The 12,423-nt window shown below is 68.5% G+C and carries 11 protein-coding genes; 7 read left to right on the top strand and 4 right to left on the bottom strand.

Translation table 11 applies throughout. The annotated features are described in order from the left end of the window. Window positions 1-48: 48 nt before the first annotated feature. On the top strand, window positions 49-1,596 hold the full coding sequence (locus B843_RS10120; RefSeq protein WP_025253390.1) for a metalloregulator ArsR/SmtB family transcription factor: 1,548 nt from the start codon (window positions 49-51) through the stop codon (window positions 1,594-1,596). Window positions 1,597-1,654: 58 nt separating this feature from the next. On the opposite strand, the gene B843_RS10125 is transcribed toward B843_RS10120, so the two are convergent. Continuing rightward, entirely contained in the window at window positions 1,655-2,272 is a 618-nt protein-coding gene (locus B843_RS10125; RefSeq protein WP_025253391.1) for a mycothiol-dependent nitroreductase Rv2466c family protein, read from the bottom strand. A gap of 199 nt (window positions 2,273-2,471) precedes the next feature. Here B843_RS10125 and pepN point away from each other — a divergent pair, with 199 nt between their 5' ends. Both pepN and B843_RS10135 read left to right on the top strand, forming a co-directional pair. Continuing rightward, window positions 2,472-5,066, top strand: coding sequence for an aminopeptidase N (gene pepN, locus B843_RS10130; protein ID WP_025253392.1), 2,595 nt, complete (start codon window positions 2,472-2,474; stop codon window positions 5,064-5,066). A gap of 30 nt (window positions 5,067-5,096) precedes the next feature. Next, window positions 5,097-5,495 carry a hypothetical protein gene (locus B843_RS10135; RefSeq protein ID WP_025253393.1) on the top strand — a complete coding sequence of 133 codons (399 nt, stop codon included), beginning with the start codon at window positions 5,097-5,099 and terminating at the stop codon, window positions 5,493-5,495. Between the two features lie 52 nt (window positions 5,496-5,547). Here the strand turns inward: B843_RS10135 and B843_RS10140 are convergent, their stop codons facing one another. Both B843_RS10140 and B843_RS10145 read right to left on the bottom strand, forming a co-directional pair. Continuing rightward, entirely contained in the window at window positions 5,548-6,702 is a 1,155-nt protein-coding gene (locus tag B843_RS10140; protein ID WP_025253394.1) for a cystathionine gamma-synthase, read from the bottom strand. Window positions 6,703-6,871: 169 nt separating this feature from the next. Continuing rightward, window positions 6,872-7,654, bottom strand: coding sequence for an ABC transporter ATP-binding protein (locus B843_RS10145; protein WP_025253395.1), 783 nt, complete (start codon window positions 7,652-7,654; stop codon window positions 6,872-6,874). A 37-nt stretch (window positions 7,655-7,691) separates the two neighbouring features. Here B843_RS10145 and B843_RS10150 point away from each other — a divergent pair, with 37 nt between their 5' ends. From B843_RS10150 to B843_RS10160, 3 genes are read left to right on the top strand one after another with little or no spacing between them, the layout of a single operon-like run. Next, a complete protein-coding gene (locus tag B843_RS10150; RefSeq protein ID WP_051483495.1) occupies window positions 7,692-8,648 on the top strand; it encodes a mechanosensitive ion channel family protein in 957 nt (318 codons plus the stop codon). After that, the gene (locus B843_RS10155; protein WP_025253397.1) at window positions 8,645-9,070 is read left to right on the top strand and encodes a globin; all 426 of its coding nucleotides are present in this window, start codon (window positions 8,645-8,647) and stop codon (window positions 9,068-9,070) included. Before B843_RS10150 ends, B843_RS10155 begins: the two co-directional genes overlap by 4 nt. A 1-nt stretch (window position 9,071) precedes the next feature. Then, window positions 9,072-9,959: a DMT family transporter gene (locus B843_RS10160; RefSeq protein WP_025253398.1), complete on the top strand. Its 888-nt coding sequence runs from the start codon at window positions 9,072-9,074 to the stop codon at window positions 9,957-9,959. Here B843_RS10160 and ald read toward each other — a convergent pair. After that, the gene (ald, locus tag B843_RS10165; RefSeq protein ID WP_025253399.1) at window positions 9,956-11,032 is read right to left on the bottom strand and encodes an alanine dehydrogenase; all 1,077 of its coding nucleotides are present in this window, start codon (window positions 11,030-11,032) and stop codon (window positions 9,956-9,958) included. The genes B843_RS10160 and ald overlap by 4 nt on opposite strands. A gap of 188 nt (window positions 11,033-11,220) precedes the next feature. On the opposite strand from ald, the gene chrA reads away from it, so the two are divergent. Beyond that, window positions 11,221-12,414: a chromate efflux transporter gene (gene chrA / locus B843_RS10170; RefSeq protein ID WP_025253400.1), complete on the top strand. Its 1,194-nt coding sequence runs from the start codon at window positions 11,221-11,223 to the stop codon at window positions 12,412-12,414. The last annotated feature ends 9 nt before the right edge of the window (window positions 12,415-12,423 follow it).

Raw genomic sequence — 12,423 nt, forward strand, 5'->3', positions numbered from 1 at the left:
ACAAAAGTGAGGCTTCCTTTATTTGCGTATCCATGCAATAATGCAAGCATGTTGAGCGCGCTTCGCTATCCCACCTACCTCAAGCTGTTCGGCTCGCAGATCGCCTCGCTTATAGGCTCCGGCCTGCTGCTCGTGGCACTGTCGCTCACGGCCTACGACATCGCGCCGGAAAAGGCCAGCTCTGTGCTGGGGCTCATCTTCACCATCAAGATCGTGGCCTACGTGGTCTTCTCCCCCTTCGTGAAGGCGGCCCTGCACCGGCTGCCCGACAAGGCAGTGCTCATCGGCGCGGACCTCCTGCGCACTGCCATCGCGATGTCGATCCCCTTCAGCCATAGCCTTACGCTCATCCTCGTCGAAGTCTTCGTGCTGCAGCTGGCCTCCGCCGTCTACACCCCGACCTATCAGGCGCTGCCCCCCCGCGTCCTCACGGTCAAGGACGACTACACCGGCGCGCTGTCGCTCGCGCGCATCGCCGAGGACCTCGAGGCCATCGCCTCCCCGCTGCTTGCCGCAGCGCTCCTGCTCGTTATGTCGACCGATCACCTCTACTACGGCACCGCGCTGGGCTTCGCATTCTCCGCAGGGCTGGTGGCGCTCTGCCAGCTGTCAGTGCGCGGAGCAACCACCAGTGAAGACCATGGGCCGGGCTTCCTCCGTCGCAGCCTCGCGGGCGTCACCCTCTCCGTGGGCAACAAGGGGCTTCGCCCGCTGCTCGGGTTCGGCCTCGCCGAGGCCATGCTCTGGTCTTATCCCCTCGTGCTCACCGTCGTGCTGGTCAGGCGGGACCTCGGCCTCGACGAGAAGTGGGTCGCCGTGCTGCTCGCCTGCTTCGGCGCGGGCAGCATCGCCTCCGCCAGCGCCGTTCCCGCGGCGCTAAAGAAGTTCGAGACTAAGACCTGGATGTTCGCCGGCATGGCAGTGGCGATCGCCGCCATGCTCGGCATTGCCGTGGCACTGAGCACCGACCTGCCTGTGGGCGTCGGCAAGCTCGGCCTGCTGTGGGCGCTGCTCGGCGCCGGGCTGGCCGCGGCAAGCACCCCCATCGGGCGCGTGATCACCGAAGCGGTGCTCGAGGAACAGCTCGATGACGCCTTCGCCGGGCAGTTCGTCACCTCCCACGCGTGGTGGCTCATGGCCTATCCGCTGGCAGGTGCTTTGGGCAACGGCAGCCTCGCTGTGGCAGCATGGGTCTCAGCGGGGACCGCTTGCGTGGCGATGGCGGGCGCCGCGCTACTGTGGAGAAAACCGTTTGCAACAAAGGAGCTACTCGTGCCCGCAACCCCGCCCGTCGAAAACGCCGAGACCGCAGCCGAAGCGCTGAAGCTTCTCGCCGAGCCGACGCGGCTGTCCATCCTCGCGCTCCTCAAGGACAACGAGATGGCGGTGGGCGCGATCGCCGAGGAGCTCGGGCGCCCCACGCCCGCGATCTCCCAGCACCTGGCAAAGCTGCGAGCGGCCAAGCTGGTCACCTTCCGCAAGGAAGGCACCACCACCTACTACTCGCAAAAGGACGAGCACGTGGACATGCTCGTCACCAACGCGCTGCACTTCGCCGAGCACATGCTTTACGCCGTGCCGCCGCACCACGCATAGGGGCCCGCAACGACAAAACGGCCCCGAAGGGCCGTGTTCGCACGCGGTTCGCGCGTGGTTAGTCGAACCGCGGGCGCTCGGTGCGCGAGCGCTTGATCTCGAAGAAGTGCGGGTAGCTGGCCAGCTGCACCGACGCGTCGAACAGCTTCCCGGCCTCCTCGCCGCGCGGGATGCGGGTGATGACGGGGCCGAAGAAGGCGGTGTCGCCGAACTTCACCACGGGGGTTCCCACGTCGTTACCCACGGCGTCCATCGCGCCCTGATGGTACTCGCGCAGCTTGTCGTCCCACTCCTCGGTGTTGGCAACGGCGGCGTACTTCCTATCGAGGCCGACCTCCTCTAGGGCCTGCGCGATGACCTCGTCGTAGGCGCCGTAGCCCTTCTTTCCTCCCTCGTCACCTGGGTGAATGCGGGTTCCCATGGCCGTGTAGAGCTCATCGAGCTTCTCCGGGTGCTCGGTGGCAACGGCGGCGAACACGCGCGCCGGCCCCCAGTTCGCCTTCATCATGTCCATGTAGCCGGGGTCGAGGTCGCGGCCGTCGTTGAGCACCGCGAGCGACATGGGCACCCACTCGACGGTGATGTCGCGCACCTTCTCCACCTCCTTGATCCAACGGGAGGTCACCCAGCAAAACGGGCAGCTGGTATCGAACCAGAAGGTCACCTTTTCGGTCATTGCGTTCTCCTTTTTCGCTTGTCGACGGCTACGCCTTGCGGCCGCATTGCCTTGTTCAACGCCTCGTCCCTGGCGTTCATTTCTCCACGCATTCTACCTGCGGGTATTTCGATTCATTCGGCTCTGGGGCGGCCATGTCGGGCGGGTGTCTTAAAGTGGGTGACAACGCACAAACGGCACGTTCTCAGAAAGGAAGCGCATGTCCTCGATCAACCTGACCCGCGTGGAGGCGGCCAACCGCAAGCGGCTGCTGGAGGTTTCCCATTACTCGATCGACGTCGACCTCACCGCAAGCGAGGAGGTCTTCCCATCCGTCACGGTGGTGGACTTCGAGGTTATAGAGGCGGGAGATACGTTCCTCGACCTGCGGGCGCGCAGCGTGGAGCGGGTCGAGCTCGACGGCGCCGACATCACCGCCGCGGACTACGATCCGGCCGCGGGCATCGCGCTTTTAGGCCTTGGCGTCGGCAAGCACCGCGTAAGGGTCACCGCTACCTGCGAGTATTCCCGCACCGGCCAGGGCCTGCACCGCTTCGTCGACCCGGCCGACGGCGAGGTCTACCTCTACACCCAGTTCGAGACGGCGGACGCCAAGCGCGTGTTCGCCTGCTTCGACCAGCCCGACCTGAAGGCCACCTATTCGCTGGCGATCACCGCCCCCAGCGACTGGAAGGTGATCACCAACTCGCCGCAGGAGGTGGAGAACCGCGGGGAGTCCTCCGTCTTCCGCTCCGAGATCACCACCCCGCTGTCCACCTACCTCGTGGCCATCTGCGCCGGTAAGTACCACGAGGTGACGGACACCTGGCGCGGCGAGCTGACCCACCACCCGGAGACCCCAGCGGGGCAGCCCACCGAGCTGGAGATTCCGCTCGCCATCTACTGCCGCCAGTCGCTGGCGCAGTTCCTCGACGCCGAGGTGCTTTTCGAGGAGACCAAGCAGGGCTTCGAGTTTTACCACGCCAACTTCGGCGTCGCCTACCCGTTCGGCAAGTACGACCAGCTGTTCGTGCCCGAGTTCAACGCTGGCGCCATGGAGAACGCGGGCGCGGTCACCTTCCGCGACGAGTATGTCTTCTCCTCCAAGGAGACCCGCTACCGCTACGAGCGCCGCTGCGAGACCATCCTCCACGAGATGGCGCACATGTGGTTCGGCGATCTCGTCACCATGGCGTGGTGGGACGACCTGTGGCTCAACGAGTCCTTCGCCACCTGGAGCGCGGCCATCTCGCAGGCGGAGAACACGAAGTTCGACACCGCCTGGGTGACCTTCGCCAACGTGGAGAAGTCCTGGGCCTACCAGCAGGATCAGCTGCCGTCCACGCACCCGATCTCCACCGACGCCAGCGACATCGAGACGGTCGAGCAGAACTTCGACGGAATCACCTACGCCAAGGGCGCCTCGGTGCTCAAGCAGCTGCAGGCCTACGTCGGCCGCGAGGCGTTCTTCGCGGGCGTGCGCCAGCACTTCGCCTCTCACGCCTTCTCCAACGCGACCTTCGCCGACCTCCTCGAGGCCCTCGAGAAGGCCTCCGGCCGCGACCTGTCGGGCTGGGCCGGCCAGTGGCTCAAGACCACCGGCATCAACACCCTTAGCGCCTCCTTCGAGGTCTCCGACGGCGCCTACTCCTCCTTCGCGCTCACCCAGTCCGGCGCGCAGCCGGGCGCGGGCGAGCTGCGCACGCACCGCGTCGCCGTGGGGCTCTACAGGCTCATCGACGGCACCGTGCAACGCACCGATCGTGTCGAGCTCGATCTCAACGGTGCCCGCCAGGACGTGCCCGAGCTCGTGGGGGTGAAGAAGGCGGACCTCGTCCTCGTCAACGACGACGACCTCACCTACTGCCTCATCGACCTCGACCCGGAGTCGCTCGCCTTCGTCGTCGACAACATCGACAAGATCGCCGACCCCATGGCGCGCACGCTGTGCTGGTCGGCGGCCTGGGAGATGACCCGCGACGGGCGCATGCGCGCCCGCGACTTCGTGGCGCTGGCCGCCCGCGGCGCCACGCACGAGACCGAGATCGCGGTCCTCGAGCGCGTGCTCATGCAGGCCTCCCGCGCGGTGGCCTCCTACGCCGACCCCGAGTGGGCGAAGGCCACCGGGCGCGACCTCCTGGCAAACGCCCTGCTTAACGGCGCCCGCAGCGCCGAGCCGGGCTCCGACTTCCAGCTCGCGTTCGTCCAGGCACTGGCCAAGGTGGAGCTTTCCGCCGAGGCGGTGGACTTCTTCCGCGCCGTGGTGGACGGCGACTCCCCGCTCGAGGGCCTCGCCGTCGACTCCGGCCTGCGCTGGTGGGCGCTGACCGCGCTCATCGCCGCGGGCGAATACCCCGAGGACGCCGCGCGGGAGAAGATCGCGGCCCTGCTTGCCGAGGACAACACCTCCGCGGGCCAGGTCGCCGCCACCCGCGCGGCCGCCGCGATCCCCACGGCGGAGGTCAAGGCCACCGTCTTCGACGAGGTCACCGCCGTCCCCAACGCGCTGACCAACCTGGAGCTGCGCCACAAGCTGGAGGGGCTTACCTTCGCCGGCTCGAGCAAGCTGCTCCAGGGCTGCGGCGAGAAGACCTTCGAGCGCGCCCGTAAGATCTGGGCGGGTCTTAGCTCCGACGTCGCCCTCCACGTCATCGGCGGCGTGTACCCGCGGTGGGAGATCTCCGACGAGGCCATCGCCAGCGCCGAGCGGTTCCTCGGCGCCGACGACCTGCCCGGCGGCCTGCGCCGCGTCGTCTCCGAGGGCAAGGCCGGCCAGGAGCGCGCCCTGCGCAACCGCCGCTTCGACGCCCAGTAACCCCCTCCCCCTCACACAAGGAACACTCTCATGACGAATCCCTACGCTCCCCCACCCCAGCAGCAACACCGCGGCAAGGGACCGCTCATCTGGTCGTGGGTCTCCGTCGCTTTCGGCGTCCTCTGCGTGATCTCGCTGAGCAACGTCCACGGCCTCGGCGGGCTCATCGGCAACACGCTCTTCGGCATCGGGATCGCCGTCCCCGGCGCGTGGTGGTTGTGGAACAACCACCAGTACGACAAGGCGCTGGAAAGCTACAAGCAGCAGTCGGCGTCGAATGCCTACCTCAGCAACCTGCTGCAGGACTCCGATCCCCATATCGTCGCGGGCATGGGCACCCTCCAGCCACCGGAGCGGCCGAACATGCGGTGGCCGCTGGTCACCATCGTCGCGCTGGCACTGGTCTTCATCGGCTCGGGCATGTCCTAGAAAAACGAAGGGGCACAGGCTTAAGGCCTGTGCCCCCTTCGTTTTGTGTGCGTTAGAGCTGCGCGAGCGCCTGATCGACGTCGGCGAGCAGGTCCTCGACGTCCTCGATGCCCACGGAGATGCGCACGAGGTCGCGCGGGACCTCGAGGGTGGAGCCGGTGACCGACTGGTGCGTCATCGTGGCCGGGTGCTCGAGCAGAGACTCCACGCCGCCTAGGGACTCGGCCAGGCAGATGAGCTTGGTGGACAGGCAGAACTTCCGCGCTGCCTCCTCGTCGTGGAAGCGAACGGAGATCATCGCGCCGAAGCGCCGCATCTGACGGGCGGCGACCTCGTGGCCCGGGTGCGAGGAAAGCCCCGGGTAGTAGACGGTGGCGACCTTCTCGCTGGTATCGAGGTGGCGCGCGATGGCCTCGGCGTTGTCGCAGTGGCGATCCATGCGCACGGCCAGGGTCTTGATGCCGCGGGCGGTGAGATAGGCGTCGAAGACGGAGGGGATCGCTCCCGCGCCGCCCTGGAGGAACAGGAGCGCCTCGTCGATCGCGGGGTCGTTGGTCACTACGACGCCGCCGACCACGTCGGAGTGCCCGCCCAGGTACTTGGTGGTGGAGTGCACGACCACGTCGGCACCGAGCGCCAGCGGGTTCTGCAGGTAGGGCGAGGCGAAGGTGTTGTCCACCACGAGCTTCGCGCCGGAGTCCTTGATGGCCTCGGCGACGGCGGCGATGTCGGTGATCGCCAGACCCGGGTTGGACGGGGTCTCGAGCCAGACGAGCGCGGTGTTCTCGCGCAGCGACTCGGCGACCTCCGCGGCGTCGGTGGTGTCCACCACCGAGTACTCCACGCCCCACTCGGAAAACACCGAGTCGATCAGTCGGAAGGTTCCGCCGTAGGCGTCGTGGCCGAAGATGAGGTGGGCACCCGGGCGCAGCAGGCAGCGCAGCAGCGTGTCGGTGGCCGCCATGCCGGAGGCGAAGGCGCGCCCGAACTCGGCCTGCTCGAGGGCCGCGACGGTCTTCTCCAGCGCCGCGATGGTCGGGTTGCCGCAGCGGGTGTACTCGTAGCCGCCGCGCAGCTCGTTGAGGCCGTTCTGGGCGAAGGTGGTCGACGCGTAGATCGGGGTGTTGATCGACCCGTACAGCGAATCGGGCTCGTATCCTGCGTGGATGCTGGCGGTGGAGAATCCGTGGGGGGCATCGGCGCTCATGGCGGGGTCCTTTTCAGTAGCGGTACTGGCGTTTCCCACATACTAGACCAAGCTGTCCAGCGAAACTAAACGCCCGCGTCCCGCTTCCCCGCACCAACCCCGGCGTGCCCGCAAACCCCGCTCCACGCTGCGGATTCGCCGATGGCAACTGGCTGAATAAAACCACCCGCTACGCGGACTCGATCGCCATCCAGCGCCCGTTGTGTGTGCTGAGGTCGACGGGGATGCCGAAGACCTCGCTCAGGTTCTCCGCGGTGAGCACCTCCCCCACCGGCCCGGCGGCTAGGACCTTCGCGTCCTTGAGCAGCAACAGGTGCGTGGTGGAGGCGGCGATCTCCTCGACGTGGTGGGTGATCACCATGCTGGACAGCTCCGGCTGCTGGGCACGCATGGCGTCGATAACCCGAAGCAGCGTTTCCCTTCCTGGCAGGTCCAGCCCGGTGCTCGGTTCGTCGAGAAGCAAAAGCCTGGGACGGGTGACCAGCGCGCGGGCGATGAGCGTGCGCGCCTTCTCCCCCTGGCTCATCCGCGACCAGCGCGCGTCGCTTTTCGACGCCATGCCCACCAGCTCAATGAGCTCGCGCGCGAGCGCCTCCTCCTCGGGCGCCGGCTGCCAGCGCGGGATGAAGCCGTTGGAGGCGGTCACGCCGGAGAGAACCGCCTCGTAACAGCTCATGTCGTCGAGGCGCTGCTTCGGGTCGACGTAACCGATTTGCATACGCACTGTGAATACGTCGACCCGTCCCATGCGTTTTCCCAATACGTCGACGGTGCCCTCCGAGGGGAACAGCAGGGTACCGGCGACCTTGAGCAGCGTCGTCTTGCCGGCCCCGTTGGGGCCCATGATCGCCCAGTGCTCGCCCGGGAGGACGGCAAGCTCGTCGCAGCTGGCGATGCAGCGACCACCGCGGACGACGCGAACGTCGGAAAGCGAAAGCGCGGGAGTGTTCATGCAACCGACGCTACTCTTCGCTACCGTGACTGGTGTTATGAATGAGACCGTACGCAACCTCGACGCCACGACCGCCGCCAGCTGGATCACCTCCGAGGAGGTGCAATCGTGGCTGGTGCACAAGCCGCTGGAGATCCTCGGCACGCTGCTCGTCGCGCTCATCCTGCACTGGGCGCTGCGCAAGCTGATTGCCAAGGCGGCCGACATCAACATCAACAAGAAGCCCACCCGCGCGCTCTCCTTGGTCCGCTCCCGCGGCAAGGAGGGCACGGGACGGGCGGCGCAGGCGCTGTCCGACACCCAGGAGCAGCGCCGCCAAGCGCGCGTGCGCACGCTCGCTGCCGTGGGCAAGTCGGCCGCCGCGATCTTCGTGTGGGTGTGGGCGGCGCTGGCGATCCTGACCACGCTCGGCACCAACGTCACCCCGCTCATCGCCTCGGCCGGCGTCGTCGGCGTGGCCCTGGGCTTCGGCGCGCAGAGCCTGGTCAAGGACTTCCTCTCCGGCATCTTCATGCTCATCGAGGACCAGTACGGCGTGGGCGACACGATCGACGTCGGCGAGATCACCGGCACCGTCGAGGACGTCTCGCTCAGGCTCACGACGCTGCGGGATGTCAACGGCACCCAGTGGTTCGTGCGCAACGGCGAGATCCTTCGGGTGGGCAACTTCTCCCAGGAGTACGCGGTGGCGCTCATCAACACCCCCGTCGCGCTCTCCGCGAACACCGACGAGGCCATCGCCGCGGTCAAGCGCGCGGTCGAGGCCGCGGTGAAGGAGCCCGCGATCGCCGACGTCATCCTGGACGAACCCACCGTCGACGGCATCAACGCCATCAAGGTCGACCACATGCTCATCCGCACGCGCATCACCACGCTGCCGGACCAGCAGTGGTTCGTCGAGCGCGAGGTCGGTGCCGCCATCCTGGACGAGATGCAGGCCTCCGGCATCCCATACCCGCGCCCACACCGCGTCGACTACGGTAGTGAGGCATGACCAACCATTCCCTCGGCGAGCCGCAGGACCCGCAGCTCGCCCAGCAGACCTTCTACGAGGCGGTCGGCGGCGAGGACACCTTCCGCGAGGTCGTCCACCGCTTCTACCAGCAGGTTCAAAAGGACGATCTCATCGGCCCCATGTACCCGGCCGACGACTGGGACGGCGCCGAGGATCGCCTCCGGTGGTTCCTGTCCCAGTACTGGGGCGGCCCGCAGACGTTCTCCGAGAACCGCGGCCACCCGCGCCTGCGCATGCGCCACGCCCGCCTCCTCATCGGCGAGGCGGAGGCGCAGCGCTGGCTGGAGATGATGGACAAGGCCATCGCCGAGATCGACGAGCAGCGCCTACCGCTGGCCCACCGCGCCGCGATGCGCGAGCACATGCAGCGGGTGGCCTACATGCTCATCAACAAGGCCTAGCGTGGCCTGGGTCCTCCTCGGCGTGCTCGCCGGGTTCATGGTCCCGTGGCAGACCGTCGCCAACAACCGCCTGCGTCTTTCCACCGGCACGCCCTACTCCGCCTCGCTCGTATCTTTTTCCGTGGGCACCGCGGGGCTCGTTGCGGTCTGCCTCGTTCTCGGTTTGCTTTCCGACGCTACGCTGGCCATCTCCCTGCCCAAGTGGATGTGGCTGGGCGGGGCCTTCGGCGTGGTGGCGCTGACGGGCAACATCCTGCTCTTCCCGCGGCTCGGCGCCGTGGAGACCGTCGTCTTGCCCATCGCGGGCCAGATCCTCATAGGGCTGGTTATCGACCAGTTCGGGTGGTTTCACGCGCCGGTGCAGCACCTGACGCTCATCCGCGGGCTGGGTGCCGCGGTGGTCATGGCGGGCGTGCTCGCCTGCGTCGGCCGCCCCTCCGAGGCCCAGGCGCCCCGCGGGGCGTGGGGCTGGCGGGCGGCGGGCATCGTCTTCGGCGCGCTCATCGCCTGCCAGGCCGCGGTCAACGGCCAGCTCGGAAAGGCGCTCGGCTCGCCGATCCCGGCGGCGCTCATCTCCTTCGCGGTGGGCACGGCGCTGCTGCTTGTGGTCAACGCGGCCCTGCGCTGGCGCCCGCGCGCAGAGCGCATCGACGAACGCCCAAACCCGTGGTGGATGTGGCTCGGCGGCTTCATCGGCGCGACCTACGTGCTGGTCAACGCCGCGCTCGCCCCGCTCATCGGCACGGGGCTGACCGTCATGGCGGGCCTGGCGGGGCTCATGGCCGGGTCGCTGCTCGTCGACCGGATCTTCGGCCGCGGCACCCGCCTGGCCCAGGTGGTCGGCGTCCTGCTCATCCTGGGCGGCGTGGCCGCCATGCGGCTGATCTAGCCGAGCGCCCTGGCGACGGCCGCGTTGACGATCTCGCCGTCGCGGACGTTGATGCCCCCGGCAAGGCCCGGGTACTGCTCGATCGCGCCGTCGACGCCGAGGTTGGCGGTCGCGCGCACGTACGGGCTCGTCGCCGCGCTCAGCGCCCTCGTCGAGGTGTGCGCCACCGCGCCTGGCATGTTGGGCACGCAGTAGAACACCGTCTCCCCCACGGTGAAGGTCGGGTCGGAGTAGCTGGTCTTGCGCGAGGACTCGAAGCAGCCTCCCTGGTCGATGGCCACGTCCACGAGCACCGACCCCGGGCGCATCGTCGCCACCATCGCGTCGCTGACCAGCACCGGTGCCTTCGCGCCCGCCACGAGCACCGCGCCGATGACGAGGTCGGCGTCGGCTAGCTCCGCCGCGAGCGCCGCCGGGTCGGACAGGACGGTGCGCACGCGGCCCTGGTAGACGTCGTCGAAGCGCTCGAGCACCCGCGCGCTGATGTCGAGGACCGTGACCTCCGCGCGCAGGCCCGCGGCCATCGCCACCGCCGAGGCGCCGACGTGCCCGCCGCCGATGACCACCACCTTGCCCGGCGGGGTGCCCGGGATGCCCGAGAGCAGCACGCCGCGCCCGCCCTGGGTGGACTGCAGGTGGTGGGCGCCCGCCAACACCGCGAGCCGGCCTGCGACCTGGCTCATGGGCGTCAACAGTGGGAGGCCGCCCATGGCGTCGGTGACCGTCTCGTAGGCGATCGCCGTGGTACCCGCCTCCATGAGCGCACGGGCCAGCTCCGGGCTGGCCGCCAGGTGCAGGTAGGTAAACAGGATGAGGTCGCGGCGCAGGAAGCGGTACTCCTCCGGCTGCGGCTCCTTGACCTTGACCACGAGCTCGCAGGCCCAGGCCTCCTCGGCGGTGCCCAGCACCGCTCCGGCGGCCTCGTAGTCGGCGTCGGTGAACGAGCTGTGGGCTCCCGCGCCGCGTTGGACGAGCACCGTATGGCCGTCGTGAAGCAGCGAAGCAACCGCCTGCGGGGAGGCCGAGACGCGGCCTTCCTGGTTCATGATCTCTGCGGGGATTCCGATGCGCATGGTTCTCCTTGTCGTGCGCCGATGGGCGCGGATAGGGCCCGACGAGGGTGAGGGAAAGTGGGTGGTGCCCGATCGTGGAAGCCACCTAGCACCACAGTAACGCCCGCCACATACGCCCGGGGGTGGATTGACCGAGAAAACTTCGCTCACACTGCCGACTCGCGGCGGGTGCCCTAGGCTTTGCACCCATGAACGACCAACCCACCCGCGGGAGGCTAGGAGAAGTAGCGGCCAGCTTCGGGATGCTGGGGATCACCTCCTTCGGCGGGCCCACCGCGCACATCGGCTACTTCCGCGAGGAATTCGTCACCCGCCGGAAGTGGCTGGACGAGCGCGCGTTCACCGACCTCGTCGCCCTGTGCCAGCTCCTGCCCGGGCCCGCCTCGAGCCAGGTGGGCATGGCGCTGGGGTTTCAGCGCGCGGGGTTTGCCGGAATGGGGCTGGCGTGGCTGTTCTTCACTGCGCCCTCGGCGCTCGCGCTCGCGCTGTTCGCGCTCGGAGTGGGGGCCGGGTGGCAGGGCTCCGGCGCGCTCGCGGGGCTGCTGGCGGCGGCGGTGGGCGTGGTCGCCCACGCGGTCTACTCGATGTTTCGCGGCGTGCGGCTCACCGCGCTCACCGCATCCTTGATGGCGGCGGCGCTTGTCGCGTGCGTCGCCCTCCCCAGCGCGTTCACGCAGATCGCGGTCATCGCGCTCGCCGCCGCCGCGGGTTTCCTGTTCGCCCGCCCGGAGCTGCCGCCCTCGGACGGCTCGAGGCTGCGCGATCCGGGTGCGGCCGTGGCGGCCACAGCGGGCGCGGCGCTCGTCCTCGGGGTGCTGGGGGCGCTGTTCGTCATCGCCTTTCACGGCTCGTGGTCGTGGCCGCTTATCCGGTTCGCCGACTACTTCTACGCGGGCTCGCTCGTCTTCGGCGGCGGACACGTGGTGCTGCCGATGCTCCAGCCGCTGGTCACCGGCGCGGGCGGCATCCCGACCGAGCTGTTCCTCAACGGCTACAGCGCCGCCCAGGCGGTGCCCGGCCCGCTGTTTACCTTCTCCGCCTACCTGGGCGCCGTCGAGCACGGCTGGCCCGGCGCGGTGCTCGCGACGGCGGCGATGTTCCTGCCCGCCGCGCTGCTCACGGTCGTCGGCCTGCATTCCTATTCGCGGCTTGCACACAGCGTCGCTTTCCGACGCTGCCTGACGGGAATCAACGCCGCGGTCGTGGGAATCCTCGCGGCGGCCTGGTGCACACCCGTGTTCACCCACGGGGTCTGGCTGGCCTCGCGGCCGGTCGCGGCGGCGGCCATCGCTATCGGGTGCTTCGCGGCGCTAGCCTTTTGGAAGCGCCCGCCGTGGCAGATCACCGTGGCCGCGGCGCTCCTCGGGTGGCTCGTGCTCTAGCCACAACGT

This window comes from Corynebacterium vitaeruminis DSM 20294, assembly GCF_000550805.1.
GTDB classification, from domain to species: Bacteria; Actinomycetota; Actinomycetes; order Mycobacteriales; family Mycobacteriaceae; genus Corynebacterium; species Corynebacterium vitaeruminis.

Excerpts from the sequence above, each read along its gene's own strand:
- B843_RS10140 (WP_025253394.1), bottom strand. The coding sequence starts at position 6,702 with ATGAGCGCCGATGCCCCCCACGGATTCTCCACCGCCAGCATCCACGCA.
- pepN (WP_025253392.1), top strand. The coding sequence starts at position 2,472 with ATGTCCTCGATCAACCTGACCCGCGTGGAGGCGGCCAACCGCAAGCGG.
- B843_RS10125 (WP_025253391.1), bottom strand. The coding sequence starts at position 2,272 with ATGACCGAAAAGGTGACCTTCTGGTTCGATACCAGCTGCCCGTTTTGC.
- ald (WP_025253399.1), bottom strand. The coding sequence starts at position 11,032 with ATGCGCATCGGAATCCCCGCAGAGATCATGAACCAGGAAGGCCGCGTC.
- B843_RS10155 (WP_025253397.1), top strand. The coding sequence starts at position 8,645 with ATGACCAACCATTCCCTCGGCGAGCCGCAGGACCCGCAGCTCGCCCAG.
- B843_RS10120 (WP_025253390.1), top strand. The coding sequence starts at position 49 with ATGTTGAGCGCGCTTCGCTATCCCACCTACCTCAAGCTGTTCGGCTCG.
- B843_RS10135 (WP_025253393.1), top strand. The coding sequence starts at position 5,097 with ATGACGAATCCCTACGCTCCCCCACCCCAGCAGCAACACCGCGGCAAG.
- B843_RS10150 (WP_051483495.1), top strand. The coding sequence starts at position 7,692 with ATGAATGAGACCGTACGCAACCTCGACGCCACGACCGCCGCCAGCTGG.
- chrA (WP_025253400.1), top strand. The coding sequence starts at position 11,221 with ATGAACGACCAACCCACCCGCGGGAGGCTAGGAGAAGTAGCGGCCAGC.
- B843_RS10145 (WP_025253395.1), bottom strand. The coding sequence starts at position 7,654 with ATGAACACTCCCGCGCTTTCGCTTTCCGACGTTCGCGTCGTCCGCGGT.